At 64.1% G+C, this 22,613-nt stretch carries 22 protein-coding genes; 14 read left to right on the top strand and 8 right to left on the bottom strand.

Annotated elements, in window-relative coordinates:
• Positions 1–41 precede the first annotated feature (41 nt).
• Together ACW4QM_RS08995 and efp are read left to right on the top strand one after the other, a co-directional pair.
• On the top strand, positions 42–1,562 hold the full coding sequence (locus ACW4QM_RS08995; RefSeq protein WP_114540459.1) for a helix-turn-helix transcriptional regulator: 1,521 nt from the start codon (positions 42–44) through the stop codon (positions 1,560–1,562).
• A gap of 165 nt (positions 1,563–1,727) precedes the next feature.
• Complete coding sequence (efp, locus tag ACW4QM_RS08990; protein ID WP_114516453.1) at positions 1,728–2,291, top strand: elongation factor P; 564 nt, start codon at positions 1,728–1,730, stop codon at positions 2,289–2,291.
• A 321-nt stretch (positions 2,292–2,612) separates the two neighbouring features.
• Here the strand turns inward: efp and ACW4QM_RS08985 are convergent, their stop codons facing one another.
• The 4 genes from ACW4QM_RS08985 to ACW4QM_RS08970 form a co-directional block, all read right to left on the bottom strand.
• The gene (locus ACW4QM_RS08985; protein ID WP_455798381.1) at positions 2,613–3,494 is read right to left on the bottom strand and encodes a DegV family protein; all 882 of its coding nucleotides are present in this window, start codon (positions 3,492–3,494) and stop codon (positions 2,613–2,615) included.
• Between the two features lie 145 nt (positions 3,495–3,639).
• Positions 3,640–5,136: a response regulator transcription factor gene (locus tag ACW4QM_RS08980; RefSeq protein ID WP_455798380.1), complete on the bottom strand. Its 1,497-nt coding sequence runs from the start codon at positions 5,134–5,136 to the stop codon at positions 3,640–3,642.
• A 221-nt stretch (positions 5,137–5,357) separates the two neighbouring features.
• A complete protein-coding gene (locus ACW4QM_RS08975; RefSeq protein WP_455798379.1) occupies positions 5,358–7,082 on the bottom strand; it encodes an FAD-binding protein in 1,725 nt (574 codons plus the stop codon).
• Positions 7,072–7,749, bottom strand: a complete 678-nt coding sequence (locus ACW4QM_RS08970) for a cytochrome c3 family protein (protein WP_455798378.1) — start codon at positions 7,747–7,749, stop codon at positions 7,072–7,074. Before ACW4QM_RS08970 ends, ACW4QM_RS08975 begins: the two co-directional genes overlap by 11 nt.
• A gap of 276 nt (positions 7,750–8,025) precedes the next feature.
• Between ACW4QM_RS08970 and ACW4QM_RS08965 the strand changes: the two genes are divergently transcribed.
• The 9 genes from ACW4QM_RS08965 (at position 8,026) to ACW4QM_RS08925 (ending at position 17,184) form a co-directional block, all read left to right on the top strand.
• Positions 8,026–9,216, top strand: a complete 1,191-nt coding sequence (locus tag ACW4QM_RS08965) for a hypothetical protein (RefSeq protein WP_455798377.1) — start codon at positions 8,026–8,028, stop codon at positions 9,214–9,216.
• 559 nt (positions 9,217–9,775) lie between these two features.
• Complete coding sequence (gene accB / locus ACW4QM_RS08960) at positions 9,776–11,647, top strand: acetyl-CoA carboxylase biotin carboxyl carrier protein (protein WP_455798376.1); 1,872 nt, start codon at positions 9,776–9,778, stop codon at positions 11,645–11,647.
• 9 nt (positions 11,648–11,656) lie between these two features.
• The gene (gene accC / locus ACW4QM_RS08955; RefSeq protein ID WP_114539891.1) at positions 11,657–13,009 is read left to right on the top strand and encodes an acetyl-CoA carboxylase biotin carboxylase subunit; all 1,353 of its coding nucleotides are present in this window, start codon (positions 11,657–11,659) and stop codon (positions 13,007–13,009) included.
• On the top strand, positions 13,006–13,356 hold the full coding sequence (locus tag ACW4QM_RS08950) for an Asp23/Gls24 family envelope stress response protein (protein ID WP_114539890.1): 351 nt from the start codon (positions 13,006–13,008) through the stop codon (positions 13,354–13,356). Before accC ends, ACW4QM_RS08950 begins: the two co-directional genes overlap by 4 nt.
• A gap of 12 nt (positions 13,357–13,368) precedes the next feature.
• On the top strand, positions 13,369–13,956 hold the full coding sequence (nusB, locus tag ACW4QM_RS08945; RefSeq protein ID WP_306506505.1) for a transcription antitermination factor NusB: 588 nt from the start codon (positions 13,369–13,371) through the stop codon (positions 13,954–13,956).
• Between the two features lie 5 nt (positions 13,957–13,961).
• Positions 13,962–14,222 carry an exodeoxyribonuclease VII small subunit gene (xseB, locus tag ACW4QM_RS08940; RefSeq protein ID WP_114549067.1) on the top strand — a complete coding sequence of 87 codons (261 nt, stop codon included), beginning with the start codon at positions 13,962–13,964 and terminating at the stop codon, positions 14,220–14,222.
• A gap of 12 nt (positions 14,223–14,234) precedes the next feature.
• Positions 14,235–16,112 carry a 1-deoxy-D-xylulose-5-phosphate synthase gene (gene dxs / locus ACW4QM_RS08935; protein WP_161127481.1) on the top strand — a complete coding sequence of 626 codons (1,878 nt, stop codon included), beginning with the start codon at positions 14,235–14,237 and terminating at the stop codon, positions 16,110–16,112.
• 372 nt (positions 16,113–16,484) lie between these two features.
• A complete protein-coding gene (locus tag ACW4QM_RS08930; RefSeq protein ID WP_114549065.1) occupies positions 16,485–16,766 on the top strand; it encodes a hypothetical protein in 282 nt (93 codons plus the stop codon).
• Entirely contained in the window at positions 16,759–17,184 is a 426-nt protein-coding gene (locus tag ACW4QM_RS08925; protein WP_114549064.1) for a PIN domain-containing protein, read from the top strand. The genes ACW4QM_RS08930 and ACW4QM_RS08925 overlap by 8 nt, the downstream gene beginning before the upstream one ends.
• 93 nt (positions 17,185–17,277) lie before the next feature.
• Here ACW4QM_RS08925 and ACW4QM_RS08920 read toward each other — a convergent pair whose 3' ends face one another.
• A complete protein-coding gene (locus ACW4QM_RS08920; RefSeq protein ID WP_237418781.1) occupies positions 17,278–17,943 on the bottom strand; it encodes a GNAT family N-acetyltransferase in 666 nt (221 codons plus the stop codon).
• 499 nt (positions 17,944–18,442) lie between these two features.
• Here ACW4QM_RS08920 and ACW4QM_RS08915 point away from each other — a divergent pair, with 499 nt between their 5' ends.
• From ACW4QM_RS08915 to ACW4QM_RS08905, 3 genes are read left to right on the top strand one after another with little or no spacing between them, the layout of a single operon-like run.
• A complete protein-coding gene (locus ACW4QM_RS08915; RefSeq protein ID WP_161127479.1) occupies positions 18,443–19,768 on the top strand; it encodes an ammonium transporter in 1,326 nt (441 codons plus the stop codon).
• 33 nt (positions 19,769–19,801) lie between these two features.
• Positions 19,802–20,140, top strand: a complete 339-nt coding sequence (locus ACW4QM_RS08910; protein ID WP_114539884.1) for a P-II family nitrogen regulator — start codon at positions 19,802–19,804, stop codon at positions 20,138–20,140.
• Positions 20,141–20,191: 51 nt separating this feature from the next.
• Positions 20,192–20,452 (top strand): TIGR03905 family TSCPD domain-containing protein, encoded by a 261-nt coding sequence (locus tag ACW4QM_RS08905; protein ID WP_117285003.1) that lies wholly within the window; start codon positions 20,192–20,194, stop codon positions 20,450–20,452.
• A 131-nt stretch (positions 20,453–20,583) separates the two neighbouring features.
• On the opposite strand, the gene ACW4QM_RS08900 is transcribed toward ACW4QM_RS08905, so the two are convergent.
• The 3 genes from ACW4QM_RS08900 to ACW4QM_RS08890 all read right to left on the bottom strand — a co-directional run bounded on the left by ACW4QM_RS08900 (position 20,584) and on the right by ACW4QM_RS08890 (position 22,309).
• Positions 20,584–20,853, bottom strand: coding sequence for a type II toxin-antitoxin system RelE/ParE family toxin (locus tag ACW4QM_RS08900; RefSeq protein WP_022739475.1), 270 nt, complete (start codon positions 20,851–20,853; stop codon positions 20,584–20,586).
• Positions 20,853–21,149: a hypothetical protein gene (locus ACW4QM_RS08895; RefSeq protein WP_161127478.1), complete on the bottom strand. Its 297-nt coding sequence runs from the start codon at positions 21,147–21,149 to the stop codon at positions 20,853–20,855. The genes ACW4QM_RS08900 and ACW4QM_RS08895 overlap by 1 nt, the downstream gene beginning before the upstream one ends.
• Before the next feature lie 113 nt (positions 21,150–21,262).
• Positions 21,263–22,309: an inorganic phosphate transporter gene (locus tag ACW4QM_RS08890; RefSeq protein ID WP_117285001.1), complete on the bottom strand. Its 1,047-nt coding sequence runs from the start codon at positions 22,307–22,309 to the stop codon at positions 21,263–21,265.
• Between the last annotated feature and the right edge of the window lie 304 nt (positions 22,310–22,613).

Here is a 22,613-nt window from a genome sequence, read left to right as displayed (position 1 = left end):
AGACTTCGGTTTGTTCGCAGTTGAAGAGGGGGTCGCAATCGGTGAAGCTGTTCGATGTGGGCAAGGTCGTTTCATCGTCGATCGGCATGGCGGCGGCCATGTCGCTCTCGTCGCTGTTCTTGTGGAAAAGCGACTGGCTCTCTGTCCCTTCGGGGGCCTTCTACGGTTCCCATGGCGTGGGAATTGCAATTGGCGTCGTGGTGAGCGCGGTGGCGATGCTGTGGTGCACTCTGTCGCGGCGGTCGCTGCGCCATTTCGGGATGGGCGTGGTTCCCTGCGTCGCCCTTGCGAGCTTGCTCGTGTCCGGCCTGCCGATGGTGGAGGGGACGGCTCAGTGGGTGCTCGGCATCGCGATTCCCGTTGCGGGCTCCTATGCGCTTGTATTCTCGTGGTTCTACGTTATATCGTTGCGCGATATCGAGGTCAGTTTGATGACGCTGCTCTTGGCATGGGTGGTGAGCTTTTTCGCAAGGACGTTCTTCGAATCCTTTACGGGCGCGGCGGTGACGCTGGCGATTTCAACGGCCCTTATGGCCGCCAGTTGGATATTGCTTCTCGCGCAGAACCGCCAGATCGACCTTGCCTCGCCGATGGCGACGTGCTCTTTCGCTGACAACCGGGTGAGCTATATCCACGGGCTCGGCAGTTTCTGGCGCAGCGTGCTGTACTGCGGAGCCTTTGCCTTTCTCGGCGGAGTGGTGCGGTTTCTCTCCATCGACACGACGGCGATGACGTTTGTCAACTACGGTTCCGCGCTCGCGGGGCTGTTCGCCCCCATCGCCCTTATGCTGCTGTGGCGGTTTCGGACGGTGCGCTACACCATCGACGGTGTGTTCCGGCTGGCGTTTCCCCTGATCGTGGTGGCTCTCGGGGCGCTTCCGTTCGCCTATGGGACTCCGCTTGTCGTTGCGGCCGCGCTTCTGTACATGATTTACAGCTTTCTGTCGCTGAGCGTTCAGATCCTCGCCGTTCAGGTGTCGCACGACTACGGCATCGACCCGGTGTTCTGCCTGAGCTTCCAGACGCTCGTTTGCGTAGCCGCGCAAGGTCTGGGGTACCTTCTGGGCGCTTTGGCCCCCTGCGGCACGGCATTCGACGTCTCCCCGTATGCCGTTATAGCTCTCGGGTCGGTGTGCTTTCTGGCGCTTGTTCTGTACGGAACACGGGCGCTTCATCCCTCGCGCTCGGAGACGAGCCGGCCCATCGAGTTCCTGTCGCTGGCTCGGACGCGGGAGGGCGCGACCGATCCGGCGTCGGATGGCGCCATCGACTTGGATGCGGACGACGCGATCGCGGAAGAGGCCCTGGGAGATGCCGAGCAGCCGCACTACGAGGATAAGACGGCCCTCCGGTGCGACCTCATCGGGAGGAAGTACGCCTTGTCGCAGCGGGAAATCGAGGTGATGGCCCTGGTGGCGCGAGGGCACACCATCTCCTCCATCGCCACGGAGCTGTTCATTTCCGACAACACGGTGAAGACGCACCTGCGCCGGCTTTACCAGAAACTGGACATCCACAAGAAACAGGAGCTGTTCGCCCTCATCAACAGCTACGTCGATTAGGGGCGATTAGGGGTCGATGGAGGGATGCTTGTCCTCGTCGACCTGCGTCCTCTCATATTTTCTTTGCGAAGAGGGCGCGAGACGGCTATACTGTACCAGTTTGAACCAAACGCGGCGGGCGACCAGAGGGTTTGCCGCAGCGCGTGAGCAGGAAAGGAAGCATCCGTGGCAAGCATTTCTACCGCCGATTTCAAGAACGGCATGTGCATCATCAACAACGGCAAGATGTGCACCATCGTCGAGTTCCAGCATGTGAAGCCGGGCAAGGGCGGCGCGTTCGTGCGCACCAAGCTCAAGGACATCAAGACCGGCCGCGTGGTCGACTACACCTTCAACGCCGGCACGAAGTTCGATTCCGTGCGTCTTGAGTCCAAGAAGATGCAGTACCTCTACAACGACGGCGCCGATTACTGGTTCATGGACAACAGCACGTTCGAGCAGATGCCCGTCTCCGCCGATATGGTGGGCTCCGCGGCCGACTGGCTGAAGGAGAACGACGAGGCGACGCTTCTGTACGCCGGCGACGAGCTCATCAGCCTGGAGCCCCAGATGTTCGTGGAGCTCGAGGTCACCCACACCGAACCGGGCTTCAAGGGCGACACCGCCACCAACACGCTGAAGCCGGCCACGCTTGAGACGGGCAAGGAGGTGCAGGTGCCGACGTTCATCGAGATTGGCGACGTCCTGCAGATCGACACCCGCGACGGCCGCGTCATCAAGCGCGTTTAAAGTTCCGCGCCGCTTCGGTGATCTTGGGCCTCCCTTCGGGGAGGCCTTTTTTGTGCTCCAGACAAAATGCCCTCGCGATTTTCCCGAAATGTTGCGTTTGTTAGCGTTCGCAGCCTCGTTTGGGGCACCGCCCATCCAGTTCAGTGAATTTGGGCATAATTCCTCCGTTATGCCCCCGTTATGAGCTAAAAACAGGATCCAAACAGGGTCGTTTGGGCCATCTTTACGCTAACAAACGCAATTTCTTGGAAAAGATGGCCATGCAAATGTTCTGGGAGGACGGGATGGCTCTACGAAAGAGCGCGAAAGACTATGCGGGCCCTATTCCCGTGCGAAGAAGGCGAAGGCGACGCCGCCCGGGCCGACGTGGGTGCCGATGACGGCGCCGACCTGCGTGAGGGGCAAGTCGTCCGGCACGGCGGACTCGTCGGCGGCTGCTTCCTCGGCGGCTTTCGCCTGCGCCAGGCTGTCGGCGATGTACTTGCGGGCCGTCGCGTCGGACAGGCCCGAGTAGGCCACCCAGATGGGCCGCGTGAAGTCGATGCCGCCGATCTCGTCGATCTTCTGGAACACCATGTTCTTCGACTGCTTCGATCCGCGGGCCTTGCCCAGCACAACGACGTCGCCATCGACGACGCCCACCACGGGTTTGATGGAGAGCATGCCGCCCACGAGGGCCGCCGCTCCGGAAATGCGGCCGCCGCGGCGCAGGTACTCCAGCGTATCCAGCGAGGCCACGAGCCGGATGTCCTTCTTCTCCTGGTTGAGGCAGTAGGCGATATCTTGGGCGGAAAGCCCTTCATCGCGCAGGGCCCAGGCGCGCTCGGCCAAGATACGCTCGCCGATGGTGGCGTTCTCGCTGTCGACCACGAACACCGACTCCTTGAACGGGGCCGCGGCGATGCAGGCGCTCTGGTAGGTGCCGGAGATGTGGCTGGAAAGCGTGATGCAGACGACCTCGTCGCCGGCATCGACGGCCTCTTGGAAGAGGTCTTGGAACACCATGGGAGGGATCTGGCTCGTGCGGGGCAGCTCGTCGGTTTCCACGAGGCGCTCGAAGAATTCCTCGCGCGAAAGGTCGACGCCCTCGGCGTACTGTTCGGAGCCGAATGCGATGGTCATGGGGATGATGGTAATGTCGTGGGCGCGGGCGTAGTCCTCTTCCATGTCCGCCGACGAGTCCACGATGATGCGAATGGCCACGGTGCCTCCCTCGAAGTCGTTTCCTTTATTTTATCGTCCGTACGCGGAGCCTCGGCGAGGTGGCGTAAAGGCAAGTAAATTGTTCATAATTTGGGAACGGTTTCTCGATTGACAGCGAGCCGCAAAAGTGGCCACTGGGAAGTGTTTAGCCTTCCACCAGATCGAGCAGCTCCTGGTGGGAATGGATGCCCAGTTTCGCGTAGACGTGCTTCACGTGGGCCTTCACGGTGTTGCGGGACACGACGAGCGCCTCCTCGATGTAGGCGCGGTCGCGGCCCCGGGCGAGCATGGCGAACACCTCGGCTTCGCGCGGGGTGAGGGAGAACTCGCTTGCGATGGCCTCGCAGCGGGAGGCGAAGGCCTCCTCGGGGGTGCGGGCCGCGGGCATCGGCAGCGGCACTGGCCCCGTTCCGGTGCCCGGTACCGCTTCTGCTCCCGCATCGGCTCCCTTCCCGGCGGCCGTTGCCCCCACCAGCACTGGATCGATGCCGTCGATGGCTCCGGCGAAGGTGAAGCGTTTCAGCCCGATGGTCACGTAGGCGGCGAAGACCAGCAGCAGTGCCGCGGGGATGGCCACACGCAGGGCGGGCATGCTTGCCGCGGCGCTGTTGGCAAGCATGCCCGCGGCGGCTCCCGTAAGCGATCCTAAGGCCGAGACACCGTTTCCCCAGGCTACCGTTGTGATGGCTCCGAGTGGGTTGCGCGCGGCAATGGTGATGAGCGCCATCTGGGCGGCCATGATGAACAGGCCGTTGCCTGCGTTCAGCAGCGCCACGTCGGCCGCACCGCTGTCAGCGGCGAGCAGGGGTTGTGTTGCCAGAAGGAACCCGGCCATCACCGCGAGAGCCGACAGCTGCACGAGACCGTCGGCGGGAAAGCGCCGGCGCGAACAAATCACGTAAAGGGCCACGAGGGCAAGCGGGATGGCCGAGAGAAACGACATGCGCGGTGTGCCTGCCACCTCCCCGAAGCGCAGGGCGAAGCCGAAGGCCACCTGGAACAAAAACAAGCACACGAACAGGGCCGAGAACGGCGCGAGGAACGAGGCCGGCCGCGTGACGGCGATGTCGCTCGGCGAAGGCCGGTCGTGGGCCATGTCGAAGTAGAGGCGCGCCCCCCGGGCCGTGAGCGCGATGGCGGCCAAGGGGAAAGCCAGGAAGAGGGCGGTTCCGACCCACGGGGGCAGAAGCGATGACGCGGGGCTCGCCGCCAGCTGAACGGTGTAGGCCGCAGCGATGATCACGGCCGTCGCGTGCATTTCGAGGCGCGCGAGATAGAGCGCCACCGATATGGTCGCCACCGATCGGCCGATGGCGGCGAGGCTCGCACCCGCAACGAGGAGCGCCGGCGCGGAAAACCCAAGCCCCAGGGACAGAAGCGCGCCGCCGCCTACAAGACAGGCCACCGCCACGGCGATGATGGCGCGCTCCCGCAGAAGGCGCGGGGCGCGGTAGGCCGCAAGCCCAAGGCCGAGCAAAGTTGCTGCCGAGAACGTGACGGAGATGTCGCGGGCGAACATGAAGATCGCGTCGAACTGCGGGAAGAGCGAGCCGTTCATGAGAGAGGTGGTGCCGAGCGTCAAAAGCAGCGCGACGAACCCGCACGAGGAGCTCGCCTTTTCTGCAGTGCATTCCGTTTCCATGTCACTCCCTTTCGCTCCCTTTCGCTCCCTTTCGCCTCCCTCCATTCTACACGCGAAAACCCCCTGTCCGCACGGGACAGGGGGTTCGCTCTTATAACCGCTGGTCGCTGGAGGGGAGGCGCGACCGGCGGTATCCCTTGGGAAGGGCTTGACGAACTGCCTTCGCGGGATGTGGAATAAACGGCTCGCGAAGGCGAAGGGGCCTTGAAGGCGCGGACGCCTTACGCCTGCCCGGTTGCCGCCAGCATGCCGGCGCGGCGGCCGAAGGTCATGGTGCGTCCGCAGGCAAGGCCCGTCAGCAGGTTCGGGTAGCTCACCGAGAAGAAGCCGCCCGAGTCGTTGCCGGTGAGGTACAGGCCCTCGATGGGATCGCCGTTCTCGTCGCAGGGGTGCATGTTCGTGTCGATGGTGACACCGTCGAGCGTCGCCAAGAACCACGCCCCGGTGCGCACGCCGTAGAAGGGCGGCGTGTCGATGGCCATCAGGCGGTGCTTCTCCTTGTAGTAGTCGGTGTCCTCGCCGGCCGCGGCCATCTCGTTGTAGTGCTTCCACGAGGCCACGGTGGTCTCCACGGGCAGGTTCAGCTTCTCAGCGAGCTCTTCCATGGTGTCGGCCTTCTGCACGTAACCGTCCTCGATGAGCTTCTCGATCATACCGTCCACCACCTGCATGGGGATGTTGTTCTTCGCCCCGTTGGGGAAGGGGAACAGCCGGCAGCAGCCCACCTCGTCGAAGGCCTCGGCCTGCGCGGCGTGGTTCGCGTCCCAGATGTCCACGTAGGTCTGGTGCGGCTGCATGATGGTGGAGTGCAGCATGTAGTCGTAGGGGCCGCTCTCGTTGCAGAAGCGCTCACCCTTCAGGTTCAGCTTCAGGAAGGGCTGCTCGCCGAACCAGAACCAGCGGCCGAGCACCCCGTCGCCGGCGTACTGGTCGGGCTTCACGCAGGCGCGGTTGAAGGTGCAGGCCGCGCCGAGCGGGTCCATGGTGGCGCCGAGCCACAGCGCCGCCTTGATGCCGGATCCGGTGGGGTTGCCGCCGGAGCCGGGGGCCGCGATGCGGATCTTCTGGTTCCAGGCCTGGCGGTCCTCCATCATCTCCAGGTTGTTGCCGTAGCCGCCGGTGGAGAGGATGACGCCCTTGCTGGCGTTGATGCGCAGGTAGGGGCGCTCGCCCTGCACGTCGCGGGCGATGACGCCGGTCACGCGGCCGGATTCATCGGTCTCGCACTTGATGAACTCGGTGTACCAGCGCACCTCGGCGCCCTGCTCGGCGGCGTAGGCCAGGATAGATTCGGCGAAGCCCCATTCCTCGTCCTCGGCCACGGCATCGGTCTTTTGCGGACTGTGGCCGGTGGCGAAGGCCTTGTCGCGGCCCGGGTCGGAGGTGTCGCCCACGCCGCCCTCGAATTCCATGACGAGCTTGCCGTCGCGCTGGATGATGTCGGTGAGCCAGTCCACCATGGCGCCGGACTCGTCGGCCCACAGCTTCACCAGGTCGTAGTTCACAAAGCCGTTGGCGTAGCGGACGATGTCCTCAACGGCCTCTTTCTTCTCGATGCGGAACTCCGGGAACTCGTCGAAGGAGGCCTGTTGCAGGCGCGAGTCGATGGCGCCGATGTCCTCGCGGACGTTGTGCGGGGTGCCCTGGCGGTCGATGCCGAGCACGCGCGCGCCGTTCTCGGCGGCCGAGATCATGGCCGGGATGCCGCCGGTGCCCATGCCCACAACGAGCACCTCGGTGTCGATGGTCTCGGCGATGTCGGCCTCGTCGATGACGGGCGGCGCTCCCAACCAGGAGGGGCCGCCGAAGTCGCCGGCGCTCGGGTTGGCGGGATCCGCGGCTGCATAGCCTTGGCCGCATCCGGACAGCGTGCCGGCGGTCAGCGCGCCCACGGCCGCGAGGCCGGCGCCTTTGAAGAAGCTGCGGCGGGAAACGTTACTGGACATTGGGGGCCTCCCATCCTTCGGGCAGGGTCAGGTCGTGGCACTCGTTGCAGACGAGCACCTGGTTCTCGTGGGCTTTGTGGCAGTCTCCGCATTCCAAGGCCATGTCCTGATGGCTGGCATGGGGGTTGTACTTCTCGTCGTTGCCGGCGAATCCCCACAGGCCCGCGGTGATCTCGTCGAAGGACTTGCCTCCGTGGCACTCGGGGCGCGCGCAGAACTCCTCGCTGGCGAACTGCTTGCCCGTGGCCAGCATGGTGCCGTCCTCGGTCATGGGGTAGTTGTCCGACACCCAGGCGCACACCTCCGAGATCTGGGTCGTCAACTCCGCGGTGTGGCAGTCGAGGCACGACTCGCCGGCCTTCGCGTGCGCGGTCACACCCAGGTTCGGGTCGCCGGAATCGTAGGTTTCCACGTAGTAGTCCATGGGGCTGTGGCAGATGGCGTTGCAGAAGCTCGGCTGCTCGTGCCACACCCAGAACCCGGCGCCGGCCACCACGATGACGGCCGCCACCACGCCGGCGACGATCCACCCGCGCTTGGGACGCTTTTTGGGCGCCGGTCCGCCCACGGCCGTCGCTGAGCCGGCAGCTGCGGCCGAGCTTGTGTCCGTTGCCGGGCCCGCATGGCTCGGCGCCCCCGCGGCCCTCTTCTCTTCATCGATGCTCATGATCGCTTCCTCCCTTCCTTGTCGTGACAGAAACGATGGCGCCCAGTGTGCGCCGCGCCGCCCCGAAAAGCTATTACCCCAGCGGGGTAAACTTCGCGTTTAGCCTGATAAATAAGGGATATTAAAGGGCGAGCGCTTGTTTTTCCTGCCCTAAGCGGAGGGAGAGCTTGAGGATGCTGTTTTCCATCTGCGAGTACTGCGGTCAAGAATGTTGGTTCCATCGATCTTATCCCGCGAACGCTTTTCCACGGTCGCGGCACGGTATCGTGCTTGCCCATGAACGTGTATCTTTCCCATAACACGGCGCTGCTGTTCTGGCGCGCTTGGTCCGCCGCCGCGGCTATTCCTCTGTGTGTGTTCCACGATTTGGGCGTGGCGGACGCGTCGCTGTTTCCTGCGACTCTCTTTCCGACATCGGAGGTGCTTCGCAATGAAGCGGTGCTGAGCAGGGATGTGCGGACGATCTTGGAGGACGCACTGCAAAGCCTCGCGGGCGCAGATCCGGTGCGTCCGGCTGACGCGGGTTCGGTGGCCTCGCCGGACGGTTCTGCGGCGTCTGCGGCCGCCGTCGGCGGGATGCTCCCGCAAACCGCCGCCGTGGCATCGGCGCTGAAGGAGGCTGTTCGCTCTCGGGGAGCAGCGCCGCTGCACATTATGGTCGCAAAGGGTCATGGCACGCGGAACTCCAGCGAACTTGTACGCCATCGCTCGGTCGCCGCTTTTCCGCGGCAAGCTTTCATTAAAGTAGCTCCGGGCGTGTTCGTCTGCTCTCCCGAGCTCGTCTTCGTTCAAACGGCTCCTTCGTTGACGCGCGGAGGGCTCTTGGCGGTCGGTTACGAGTTGTGCGGCTGCTATCCGCTGGGGGAGGAGCGCGTCGGTGCCCTCGTGCGCCGTCCTCTTTCGTCACCGCGGCGCCTTACGGCTTTTGCCGCCCGTGCAAAGGGTCTGGCGGGCGTGAAGGCGGCCCGATCGGCGGCGAAGCAGGTGCTTGCCAAGTCGGGATCTCTCATGGAGACCGAGGTGTCCATCATTGCGTTCTCCCTGTTTTCCCAGGGAGGGCTGGGCTTGAGAACGCCTCTTCTGAACGAGCCGGTCGCATTGTCCGACCGCGCGAGGACGGCCACGGGATTGAGCCGCGTGGTGTGCGATTGGCTTTGGCCCGCTGAGCGAGTTGTGCTGGAATACGACGGGCACGATGCGCATAGCTCGCCGCAGCAACGAGCCCATGATGCCCGCAAGCGCGATGCCTTGCGCATCGACGGCTTCGACCTTGCCGTTCTCACGAGCTCCCAATTTCACCACGTCAACCAATGCACTGAGCTGCTGCGCGGGGTTGCCCGAAGCGCCGGGCAAAGGTCGCCTGCCCTGAAGCCCGAGCACCTCCCGCGTCACATGGCCTTGCGCGAGCAGGTGCGGAAACATCATCGCGCCCATTTTCCCTCGCGTTTTCGGAGGGCGCGTTCGTAAGATGCGCCCGTAAGGTATGTCTGCGGGACGTATCCGGGGGACGCATCCGCAGGCGTGCCTGCGGGGGGCTTCGCAAGGCGCGGGTTCCGGAAAGGTCTCTTCGGATCGCCTCGGCCTTGGCTGCCCGGTTCGCTTCGGGAAAAGCGCCGCCGCTGCAGAGAAAAGTGCGATCGTGCGAGTCTTGAGAGGCGAAAAACTCGCACGATCGCACTTTTTCCTGCAGCGGGGGCCTTTTCGAGCGCTTTGGACTCGCACAATCGCACTTTTCTCCGCACGAGATGCCAAAAACTTGTTTTGGAAGGTCTCGGAGCCGGGAAATTGGCTGGAAATACGATAGGGAACAAGCGGTTGTTCTCTGCATCGGGGATCTCGGAGCTGGGCGATTGGTTGGGAAGGTAGGGGATGGGCGGGGGAGGGAAGTTTGGGATTCGCCCCTTCGGCCGCTTCGTTGATGTTTCTTGTCGGCAAATCGGGCGGCGTGGCGCGGGGCCGTGGTAGGCTTCCTCTATAATCCGAAACTTGATCTTTGACTAACCTGTGTATAAGGAGGTGTGAGTTCATGCCACGGCTTCAGATCATGGACACGACCATCCGCGACGGTCAGCAGAGCCTCTGGGCCACCCGTATGCAGATCGGCGACATGCTGCCGATTCTGCCGAAGATGGACCGCGTCGGCTACTGGGCCATCGAGGCGTGGGGCGGGGCGACGTTCGACTCCTGCCTGCGCTTTCTGGACGAGAACCCCTGGGAGCGTCTGCGCGCCATTAAGGCGAACACGCCCAATACGCCGCTTGCCATGCTCTCGCGCGGGCAGAACCTCGTCGGCTACAAGCACTACTCCAAGGAGATCGTGCATCGCTTTATCAACGCGGCGCACCGCAACGGCGTCGAGGTCTTCCGCGTGTTCGACGCGCTGAACGACATCCGCAACGTCGTGGACAACGCCGAGGCCATCAAGGAGTGCGGCGGTCTGTTCGAGGGCGCCATCTCCTACACGATCTCGCCGGTGCACACGCTGGACTCCTACTTGGAATACGGCCAGCAGCTGAAGGATCTGGGCGCCGACACCATCGCCATCAAGGACATGGCCGGCATGCTCACGCCCTATCGCGCCGAGCGCATGGTGAAGGCGTTCAACGAGGAAATCGGCCTGCCGGTGCACATCCACTGCCACTATGTCGGCGGCATGGCCCCGGCCAACATCCTGAAGGCTGCCGAGGCGGGCGTGGCCGTGGCCGACACGGCTCATGCTCCGCTCGCGTTCGGCAACTCGCATCCGGCGGTGGAGATGATCGTGGCCGCTCTGAAGGAGAGCCGCTACGACACCGACCTCGACCTCGATCTGCTGTTCGAGATCTCCGAGTACTGGGAGGAGATGCGCAAGCGCGGCCATTACAAGCGCGGCGTGTCCTCGCTCATTCATATGCAGGTGTACTCGCATCAGGTGCCCGGTGGCATGATGAGCAACCTCATCAGCCAGCTGGAGGTGCAGAAGGCCGCGCACCGTCTGCCCGAGGTGATGGCCGAGATTCCGAAGGTGCGCGCCGAGGTGGGCTATCCGCCGCTTGTAACGCCGATGTCCCAGATCGTGGGCACCCAGGCGGTGTTCAACGTGCTGACGGGCAAGCGCTGGAGCGTCATCTCCAAGGAGATGAAGGACTATGTGTGCGGCTACTACGGCAAGGCGCCGGGCAACATGGACAAGGAAATCGTGGCGAAGGTGGCCGGCGACGCCGAGATCTTGGATCCGAAGATCGCCCCCGGCACGCTGGTGACCACCACCTACGACGAGTGCGCCGCCGAGATTGGCGATTTGGCCCAAAGCGAGGAGGACGTGCTCATGTACGCCCTGTTCCCCAACGAGGCCCGCACCTATTTGAGCAAGCACCGGGTATCCGAGAAAGTCGATTTCATGCTGGAGCAGGAGTCCAGCGCCACCAAGGAGGACGATTACGTGGACATCAATCAGATTCGCGAGCTGGTTCGCGTTGCCGAGGAGAGCGGCGTCGGAGAGATCGTCGTAGAGGAAGAGGGCATGCGCATCGCTGTCCGCATGCCGGGTCAGGGCGTGCCGGCCGCTGCCGTGCCCGCCGCTCCGCAGGCCCAGGCGGCTCCCGTTGCCGCCGTGCCCGCGCCGGCCGCCGAGGAGCCGGCGAGCGATCGTCCGGCCACGTGGAAGCCGGTGGTGGCTCCTATGGTGGGCACCTACTACGAGGCCCCGGCCCCGGGCGAGCCGCCCTTCGTGAAGGTGGGCGACGAAGTGGCCGCCGGCGAGACGCTGTGCATCGTGGAGGCCATGAAGCTCATGAACGAGATCGCCGCCGAAGAGATGGGCACCGTGCGCGAGGTGTGCCTGTCCGACGCCACGCCGGTGGAGTACGGCACCGTGCTCTTCTACGTGGAGCCCCACGACCCCACGCCGGGCGCGTAGGAGACAAACATGTTCGAGAAAATTCTAGTTGCCAACCGCGGCGAGGTGGCGCTCCGCATCATGCGCGCCGCCCGCGAGCTGGGCGTGAAGACGGTGGCCGTGTACTCCACGGAGGACGCCGACACCTATCCGGTGCGCTACGCCGACGAGGCCGTCTGCATCGGTCCTGCCCAGTCGAACAAGAGCTATCTGGTCATGGCCTCCATCATTGCCGCGGCGAAGAACACCGGTGCCGAGGCGATTCACCCCGGCTACGGCTTTTTGGCCGAGAACGCGGAGTTCGCCCGCGCCTGCGCCGACAACGACCTCGTGTTCATCGGCCCCGCCCCGGAGTGCATCGACCGCATGGGCGACAAGTCGTCCGCCCGCGAGACCATGAAGATGTGCGGCGTGCCCACGGTGCCCGGCTCCGACGGCTGCCTGGATACGGTGGAAGAGGCTGCGGCCTTCGCCGAGAAGGTGGGCTACCCGGTGCTCATCAAGGCCACGGCCGGCGGCGGCGGCAAGGGCATGCGCGAGGTGCACGATCCGGCCGACCTCGCGGCCCAGTACAAGGCCGCCCGCACCGAGGCTGGCGCCGCCTTCGGCAACGACGGGGTGTACCTGGAAAAGCTCGTGCTGCGTCCGCGCCACGTGGAGGTGCAGGTGCTCGCCGACGATCACGGCAACGCCGTGGCGCTCTGCGAGCGCGACTGCTCCATCCAGCGCCGCCACCAGAAGCTTCTGGAAGAGGCCCCCTCGCCAGCGCTTTCCGAGAACCTGCGCCGCGACATGATGAAGGCGGCCCTGAAGGCCGTGCGCGCCGTGGACTATCGCAACGCCGGCACCATCGAGTTTCTGCTGGACGAGCGCGGCCAGTTCTACTTCATGGAGATGAACACCCGCGTGCAGGTGGAGCACCCGGTCACCGAGGAGATCACCGGCACCGACATCATCAAGGAGCAGCTGCGCATCGCCGCCGGTGAGCCCATGAGCTGCGCGGGCCGCGCCCCGTTCTCGCCTTCGGGCCACGCCATCGAGCTGCGCATCAACGCCGAGGATCCCGAGCACGGCTTCCGCCCGTGCCCCGGCACCGTCACGCGCTTCGAGCCCCCGGCGGGCCCCGGCGTGCGCGTGGAGACCTACCTGCGCCCCGGTTCCCGCATCTCGCCCTACTACGACTCGCTCGTGGCCAAGGTGGTCGTGCACGGCCAGGATCGCGCCGAGGCCGTCGCCCGCGCCAAGCGCGCCTTGGACGAGTTCGTTATTGAAGGAATTGCAACAACTATCCCATTCCACAAACGCGTGCTCGATAACGAGGTATTCTTGGCCGGTGACGCGACAACCGACTTTATCGAAACCCAGATGGGAGACGTACTATGACAGACCAGATGAACGTCGAGGGCCTTTCCATCGCCCCGGGGGTCATGGAGACCATCATCTCCGTGGCCGCCAGCGAGGTGGACGGTGTGGCCTCGCTGGGCTCCTTCGCCACGAGCGGCATCCGCTCTATGCTGGCGAGCAAGCCCTCCACCTCCGGCATCGAGACCAAGATGGGCGACGACAGCAAGCTTTCCGTGGCGGTGCACGTGGAAGTCTACTACGGCTACGTGCTGCCCGAGCTGGCGGCCCAGCTGCGCAGCGCCATCGCCGAGGCGCTGGCCACCCAGGCCGGCGTGGAGGTGTCCTCGGTGGACGTGTACATCGACGGCCTCCAGTTCAAGGCGTAGGTGGCGCGCGGTATGGCTCCGAGAATCCACGAGCGCACCCGCGACCGCATCAGCGCGGTGCAGGTGCTGTACACGAGCGAGCTGACGGGGAAATCGCCCAGCGAGCTGCTCGACTGCGGGCTGTGCCTGGTGGCGCGCGAGGCTCCCGCCGATGAGGCCGATGCTGCCGAGGCGGGCGCGTTCGGCCGCATTGAGGAGGGGACGCTGACCGATTACGCCCTGGCGCTCATCCACGGCGTGGAGGCGAACCAGGCCCAGGTAGATGAGCGTATTGAAGCGGCGTCCGAGAACTGGGCGCTCTCCCGCATGCCCATCGTGGACCGCTCCATTCTGCGCCTGGCCGTCTTCGAGATGTTCCACTGCGACGACGTGCCGGTGTCGGTCTCCATCAACGAGGCGGTGGAGCTGGCCAAGGGCTTCGGCGGCGAGGACGACTCGCCGCGCTTCGTGAACGGTGTGCTGGGGCGCATCGCGCGTTCTATGGAAGGCGATGGCGCGGGCGCGGCTGATGCGGTCGGAGCCGACATTGCCGCCGCCGGCCCGGTGGATGCCCTGGTGGGCGCCTCGGGCGCCGCTGCTTGCGTGCAGGTGGGGGTGTAGGCGCCATGGCCGACGAGCAGGGTCGCACCTTCGAGGACGTGCACGAGCGCCTTTCCGAGATCGTTGACGAGGTGTCCGCCGAGGACATCTCGCTGGATGACGCCTTGAAGCTGTACGAGGAGGCCGTGAAGCTGGGCCTTTCCGCGTGCGATTTGTCCGAGCAGGACTTGGACGCGTTTCTGGCGACGGAAGAGGAAACGACGGCCGAGGAGGGCGGCGCAAGCGCTACCCCTACGGGTTCAACCGACATGCCCCGCGAGGCCTAAAGGAAACCGCCCATGGATGTCCCGCGCATACTCGATGCTATCAGCTCGCCGGCCGATTTGAAGGTGCTCGATAACGAGGAGCTGGCCATTTTAGCCCGCGAGATCCGCCAGGAGATCGTCGCCACCACCTCGGTCACCGGGGGACATGTGGCGTCGTCTTTGGGCGCCGTGGACATCATCGTGGCCTTGGAGAGCCTGCTCGACATGCCGCGCGACCGCGTGGTGTTCGACGTGGGGCACCAGGCCTACGCTCACAAGCTGCTCACCGGCCGACGCGAGGCGTTCAAAACGCTGCGCACCTACGGCGGCCTTTCCGGCTTCACCAAGCCATCGGAGAGCCCCTACGACGTGCACCCGTCGGGTCATGCGTCCGACTCGCTCTCCATCGCCACGGGCCTCGCAAAGGCGCGGCAGTTGAAGGGCACCGACGAGAAGGTGGTGGCCCTCATCGGGGACGCGTCGCTCGCCGGCGGCATGGCCTTCGAGGCGCTGAACTACATGGGCAACGAGCAGTTGCCGCTCGTCGTCATCTTGAACGACAACGAGATGTCCATCTCGCGCAACGTGGGCGCTCTTATGAAGCATCTGGGCAACATCCGCGCCAACAGCCACTACCGCGAGGCGCGCGAGGGCCTGCAGGCGGCCATGGAGCAGGGCGGCCCTGCGGCCCGCGGGCTGCTCGGCTTCGGCAAGAACATGAAGGAATCCCTCAAGCAAATGGTGATTCCCCACACGATGATCTACGAGTCGCTCGGCATCGTGTGCACCGCGCCCATCGACGGCCACAACATCGCCGAGCTGCGCGACGTTTTATCGCTCGTGCTGGAAATGGACGGCCCGGCCCTTGTGCACGTGGTCACCCGGAAAGGGGAGGGCTACGAGCCCGCCCGCCGCGACCCCGAGGCGTTCCACGGCACCGGCCCCTACGATATTGCCACGGGCCGCGCGTTGAAGAAGCCCGGGCGCGCCCCCAGCTACACCGAGGTGTTCGGTGCGGCGCTCGCCGACGAGGCGGCCAACGACGCGGACGTGGTGGCCATCACGGCGGCCATGACCGGTGGCACGGGGCTGAAGACCTTCGCGGCGGAGTTCCCCTCCCGGTTCGTGGACGTGGGCATCGCCGAGGAGCAGGCGGTGGGCATGGCGGCCGGCCTCTCGTCGGGCGGCAAAAAGCCCGTGGTGGCGCTGTACTCCACCTTCATGCAGCGGGCTGTGGATCAGATGATCATCGATGTGGCCCTGCCGGAGGCGAATGTGGTGTTCGCTTTCGATCGCGCGGGCCTGGTGGGCGACGACGGACCTACGCACCACGGCGTCTTCGACATGGTGTACACGCGCATGGTGCCGAACATGCGGGTGCTCGCGCCCTCCGACGAGGCGGAGCTTGTGCACGCTCTGCATACGGCGCTGGTTTTGGAAGGCCCCGTGTCGCTGCGCTATCCGCGCGGCGAGGCCGAGGGTGCGCCATTGCCGGATGCGCCGGAAGTTCTGGAAGTGGGGAAGTCCCGCACGGTGCGCGAGGGGGGCGACGTGGCCCTGCTCGCCTTCGGTCGCATGGTGGGGCAAGCCCGCGCCGCTGCCGAGCTGCTGTCCGCCGAGGGCATCGAGTGCCGCGTGGTGGACATGCGCTGGGTGAAGCCGCTCGATGAGGAGGCCATCGCCGCTGCGGCGGCCTGCCGTTTGGTGGTCACGGTGGAGGAGGGCGTCATCGCGGGAGGCGCTGGCGAGGGCGTGCTGGAGGTGCTGGGCTGCCAGGGTGCCACGACGCCTGCCGTCACGCTGGGCATCCCCGACCGCTTCATCGGCCAGGGCCCCGTGCCCCAACTCTTCGCCGACCTCGGCCTGGACGCCGAGGGCATTGCCGCCACGGTGCGCGAGGCGCTAGGTTAATCGAACCTCACAGCCAACGCGCTTCGTTCAGCCAAAACACCTGCTTCTTTCCCTGGTAGGCAGTCGAGCAATAGCGCAAGTCGACAAGTCGATTCAAATCGTCGCGAGCCGTGGAGGCGGCGCACTCGAAGCGATGGGCGTAGGCCTCCTCCGATAGCCGAATCCGTCTGGCTCGCCCGCTCCTTCCCTCCCCAGGGGCGATGCCAGCTGTTCGAGAAAGGACGCGCACCCGTCACGGATGCGCGTCCTTCTTTTCGTGCGGCAGGACGGGCGCCTCGTGCTATAGAGTCCCAAATACGATACACTGCTCTGTGTACTTGTTTACAAATTCCTTAGGATGAGGTACAGTGAGGCTAGCGAATGGAGGTTGCTATGGCGACGAAGACGTTTTCGGGACGGGCCGATGCTGAGAAGATCCTTCTTGCCGATGCCCTGGCACGACAAGAGTACGGCTTGTCCTTTGGGCAATACTGCAGCGGTGTCCTCGTCGATTACATTTGCGAGACGGGGGCGCTTCCCGATACGCGTGTGCACTCGAAGAAAAAAGGCGGTGTGGCCATGATGCTGAGTCTTGCGAAGAAGCATCAGGGTAGCGACATCGCTCGCCTGAGTGACCAAGAGATTCGCGATCTCGTTGCGAGCCGCTATGAGTAGTAAGGTGCTTCTCGATACCAACGTTATGCTCGACCTCGCCTTGGCACGGCCGGAGGGGTTCGATGCAGCCGCCACCATCGCCGAGGCCGTGGCCTATGAAGAGGTCGTCGCATATGTTTGCGCCACGTCGCTCAAAGATCTGTACTACATCCTCTCCAAAGCCATGGGGGAGAAGGACGCGCGAACCTACATCAAGGCTGTGATGGACGATTTCATTATCTGCTCAGTCGATTACGCCCTCTGTCGTCAGGCTGCAGATTCTGACGAGCCTGATTTCGAAGACGGTTTAGTGCGCGCCTGCGCCGAGAACGCCCGCGTTGATTTCATCGTCACGCGAGACGTTACGGCGTTTGCTCGATCAAAGGTGCGCTCAATCGCTCCGGCAGATTATGTGGCGCGGTTTCTTGTCGACGAATAGGCATTGCGGATCAAGAGAATTCCGCAGTACTTTGTTTTCTGATTGGGAGGGGCGACCGAGGTCGCCCCTATGGAGGCTGACTCGCGGGGCCAGCTACTGCAGCTTCTTCTCCATGATGTAGTCGTCCATGATGTAGCCGTCGCCGATGTCGGTTTCCACGGCGTCGATGACCTCGAAGCCCTTGGCCTTGTAGGCGCGGATGGCCATCTCGTTGCGCTTGTTCACCGTGAGGTAGAGGGCATCGAGACCGCGCTCGCGGGCGAGGCGCTCGTAGAAGCGGACGGTGGCTGAGCACAGGCCCTCGCCGCGGTGCTCCTTCAGCAGGTAGATCTTCGAGATGAAGAAGCGGTTCGTGTCCGTCTCCACGTGCCCTCCGGTGTAGCCGACGATGCGGGGGACGGCGGCCGTGCGGGCGAAGTCCTCGGTGTCGTGGGCCAACTCGTCGTCGCGGTCGGATTCCACGTCGTCGTTGACGCGGTCGGCTACGGTGTCGCCCTGGTCGTGGATGTCGGCGCCGTGCGTCGCCGCGCCCAGCTCGTGGGGCGTCTCGTCCTCGTGCTGCATGATGAAGAAGTACTCGTAGCCATTGTCGGCAATGTCGGTGCGGAAGGCATTCAGGCTCTGGAACTTCTCCACCATGTAGTCGGTCTGCGCTTGGCCGATGATGGCCGGCCAGTACTCGTTCCAAATATGGTAGGCCATATGGGCCAGGGCCTCGACCTCTTCGTCGCGCTCGACCTGTCGAAATGTAACGCTCATGAGTGCATCCTTCCGCGTTGTGACAAAACTTTTCGAAAAAGTGGTCACAAAATCGAGTTCTGGGTTTTCTTTATGGGCGATACGACCCAATTAACGGTTGCGACTTTGTGTAGTATATCGTTTAGCGATATATTCCTCTTGCTCTTATGCCGTCTTGAGGTCTGCAAAAACCCAGAACTCGATTTTGTGACCAAATCGCGCCGATTCTTTGTAAAGGCAACGCTGCCATTGTAATGCTTCGGCGATCTGTGACGGGACGCGCGGGCATTTGTTTCCGCCCAGTAACAAGGAATGGTCGCCAGTGTTAACACTTATTTTTGAGGGGGTTAACAATCATCGTTGAGCGCGCAGGTCACCAGGTGCCGTGGAACAATCGGGGTGTCCTTGCCGTTGGGCGCCTTGGGCGACAAGGGGTGGGGAGGCCCGCGCGGTGCGGCGCGCGGCGCCTCCCGACCTCTTTTCGCCGAGGGCCCACGAACTGTGAAAGGGGTTGATCGCGATGATTGACACCGGTTCCACCGGGTTCATGCTCGTCTGCGCCATGCTGGTGCTGCTCATGACGCCCGGACTCGCCTTCTTCTACGGAGGCCTTTCCCGTCGCAAGAACGTCGTGAACACCATGGTGATGGTGTTCGGCGTGCTCGGCATTGTCGGGGTGGTTTGGGTCGTATGCGGCTGGTCGTTCGCCTACGGCGGCGACGGGTCGCTGCCGTTTTTCGGCGGCTTCGATCAGATCGGGTGCTTGAGCGCCGTGAACGACATGGTGGCTGAGGCCGAGGGTACGCCTGACGCCTTCGCGGTCCTGTCCGGACAGGGCGCGCTCGCCGCCGACCCGGAGTTGGCGGCGGGATACCCGGCCATCATCGACATCGTCTTTCAGATGGCCTTTGCCATGATCACCTGCGCCATTATCACGGGCGCTGTGGCCGGGCGCATGAAGTTCGGCGCCGTATGCGCGTTCGTGGCCGTGTGGGTCGTCGTGGTGTACGCGCCGCTCGCCCATATGGTGTGGGGCGGCGACGGCTCGCTCATTGGCGACATGATCGGGGCCCTGGACTTCGCCGGCGGCGATGTGGTGCACATCTCCTCGGGCCTCACCGGGCTCATCCTGTGTCTTTTGCTGGGGCGCCGCAAGGGATTCGCGGTTCTGTCCTACCGGCCCCACAACGTGCCCTTCGTGGCTTTGGGTGCAGCGCTTCTGTGGTTCGGCTGGTTCGGCTTCAACGCCGGCAGCGAGTTCGCGGCCGACGGTGTGGCCGGGCTCGCGCTGCTGAACACCGTGGCGGCCAGCGCGGCCGGTGTGCTCTCCTGGATGCTTACCGAGCGCGTCACGGTGGGGAAGTGCACGCTCGTCGGTGCGGCGACGGGTCTAGTAGCCGGGCTTGTGGTTATCACCCCGGCGGCCGGGTTCGTGGAGCCCTGGGCGGCCATCGTCATGGGGCTGATCGTGAGCCCCATCGTGTATGTGGCCATCTCCCAGGCCAAGCGGCGCCTCGGCTACGACGACGCGCTGGACGCCTTCGGCTGCCACTGCGTCGGCGGCATCGTGGGCGGCGTCCTCACGGGTCTGTTCTGCGTGCCCGGGCTCTCCTGGACCGAGCACGGCGGCCTTCTGTACACCGGCGACTGGTCGCTTCTGGGCTCGCAGGTGCTGGGCATCCTGGTGACCATCGCCTTCGTGGCCATCGCGGACGTGGTGCTGGGACTCATCATCAGGGCGTGCTTTGCGGGCAGCTTGCGGGTGAGCGCCGAGGATGAGGCGGCTGGGCTCGATGTGGCCGTCCATGGCGAGTCGGCCTACCCAGCCTACCTGGGTCTGGACTAGCACGGCGGAGCGATTGAGAAAGGAGTTGCGGCTATGAAACGAGTAACGGCTATTGTGCGGCCTGAGAAGATGGAGCCGCTGAAGGACGCCCTGTTCGCCGCCGATGTGAAGGGCATGACCATCTCGCAGGTGCACGGCTGCGGCGCCCAGCACGGCTGGAGCGAGTACGTGCGCGGCACCGAAGTGATGCTGAACATGGTGCCGAAGGTGAAGTTCGAGGTGGTGGTGGAAGACGACGCGGTGGACGCGCTGGTGGACACCATCGTGGGCGCCGCCCGCACCGGCGAGGTGGGCGACGGCAAGATCTTCGTGGCACCCGTGGAGGAAGTGGTGCGCATCCGCACCGGCGAGCGCGGCGCGACGGCGGTGTAGGCCACAATGCGGTACAATCTCGCCGAAACAAGGTGCGAGAAAGGAACCGGCATGCACACCTACATTCCCCGCGGCGTCTGCTCCCGTCAGATCGATGTGGAGCTGGACGGCGACACCATCAAGAGCGTCCAGTTCACCGGCGGCTGCGATGGCAATCTGAAGGCCATCTCCAAGCTGGTGGCCGGCCAGAACGTCGACGACATCGTCGCCATGATGGAGGGCCACACCTGCGGGCGGCGCTCCACCTCCTGCGTCGACCAAATGACCAAGGCCATACGCGAGGCTCAAGCGAAGGCCGCCGATCAGGCGTAAGGTATCGGCTGTATGCCTAATCGCCCGAATGAGGCAAGTTCCAGGGCCCGGATGTTTCATCCGGGCCCCCCTTTATGTCGTAAGCTAGCCTTTAAGCCAGGGTTGCAAGAGCTCTTCTGGGAAACGTGTTGTCACCAGGCAGCACGCTGGTGGACGAGGCCGAGCACGGTGACGCGGTCGGCCTCGTCTTCGTAGAAGATAACGATATCGAAGGGGCCGACGGGGATTTTGCGCACGCCTTCGCCGTACTCGTATGCGAGGGCGGCCGCCACGTCGGTCGACCCCATGCTGGGTATCGTCGGCAGAATCTCGATGATCTTGAGGATGTCATCGAGAACTTTGTCCGACAGAACGATCCCCAAATCCTCCTCGAAGCCCTCGGAGATGCGCACTTCGGCCATCAGAGCCCCCGCTTCTCGCGAATGCGGGCGACGAAACCATCGACATCGGTGGTGAAACGCCCCTCCTCGATATCGCGCTTGCCGCGTCGGAGAGCGAATTCCATCTCCGCTTCGTAGCGAGCGTCTTCACGGGCTTGCTTGAGCTCTCGATCGAATATCTCTTCGGAGCAGAACACGTAAGCGCCGTTGCCGTTCTCGGTGATGTAGACGACTTGGCGATCGGCCACGTCCTTTACCTCGCGTTGGCGCGAGGCGAGGGCGGTAGACGAATAGATGGAGCCTTTGGGGGCAACCATGGCGTACCTCATTTCCTAGGATTTAGCTAGGTTGATCATATCACGCTTTCAGTAGGAAATTCTACAAGATATCATATTGGTGATAAAAGGAAAGTTCCCTTATAGAAAAGGCCTTACAGCATCATGAACAGCTTGGCCAAGGCCCAGCCGATGAAGCCGCAGCAGGGGAAGGTGAGCACCCAGGCCCATACCATGCGGCGGGCGACGCCCCAGTTCACGCGGCGGAAGCTCTTGGAGGCGCCCACGCCCATGATGGAGGCGGTGGAGCAGTGGGAGGTGGAGACGGGCATGCCGGTCATGGAGGCCACGAACAGCGTGATCACCGTGGAAAGGGAGGCCGCCACGCCCTGGTACTTCTCCAGCGAGACCATGTCCATGGCCACCGATTTGATGATGCGCTTGCCGCCGAGCAGCGTGCCCAGAGACATCGCCGCCGAGCAGATGATCATGAGCCACAGGGGGAAGTCGGTGGCGCCGCTCGTCTCCATGCCGAAGGCGAGCGCGATGCCCAGAAGCCCGATGGACATGAACTTCTGGCCGTCCTGGGCGCCGTGGAGGAATGACAGCGCGCAGGCGCAGATGTCCTGCAGCACCATGCACACCTTGTTGCCGCGCTGGCGGTTGACGCGGGAGAAGAGAAACTCGATGATCTTGGTGGTGACCATGCCGAGGATGAAGCCGCCCACCAGCGAGAACACCATGCCGTAAATGACGAGCATCCACTCGGAGAGCACCACGCCGGCCAGCCCGTTCAGCGCGATGGCGCCTCCGGTGACGCCGGCGATGAGCGAGTGGGACTTGCTGGCGGGGATGCCCCAGAACCAGCAGAAGACGCCCCAGCCGATGGAGCCTATCATGGCGGCTATGAGCGCGAGGAGCGCCTGGTGGGTGTTGCCGGAGAAATCGACCATGTTGAACATGGTGTGGGCCACGGCGGTGGAGATGTAGGTCATGCCCACCAGGCCCACGAAGTTGAACACGGCGGCCAGCGCGAGCGCCGCGCCGGGGGTGAGACAGCGGGTGGAGACCGCGCTGGCGATGGCGTTGGGGGCGTCGGTGGCGCCCGAGATGATGGTCACACCGATGACCAGCGCCAGAATGCCGAGCAGGACCGGATGGTCTCCTGCCTGCGAGAGGAACACCGAAAGAGTCAATTCCATGCCTGAGCCTTATCCCGATGAAGCCGACCGGACGCAAACGCACCTTCCTATTCTAGCGCAACGGCTGCACGCACGAAAGATGACCTTGCGAGTCAACTCAAATCCCGGGTGCGGCCGCACGGGCGTCGTGAGTCTGCGGGCGCCTTGTGGGCGCGCTGCGAAAAATGTCGGCACTCGGGGAAAATTCACAAGGAAGCGCGCGCGAGCGGTGCTATACTGGGCGGGCTTGCCGATAGGCGGCAAGTGTAAGTATCTGTTGGCCCCCGAGACATGTTTGTTGCACCGCGATCCTTGCTTCTGCAAG

The organism is Adlercreutzia sp. CNCM I-6207 (assembly GCF_977072305.1).
This window is presented reverse-complemented; position numbering and strand designations above follow the sequence as displayed.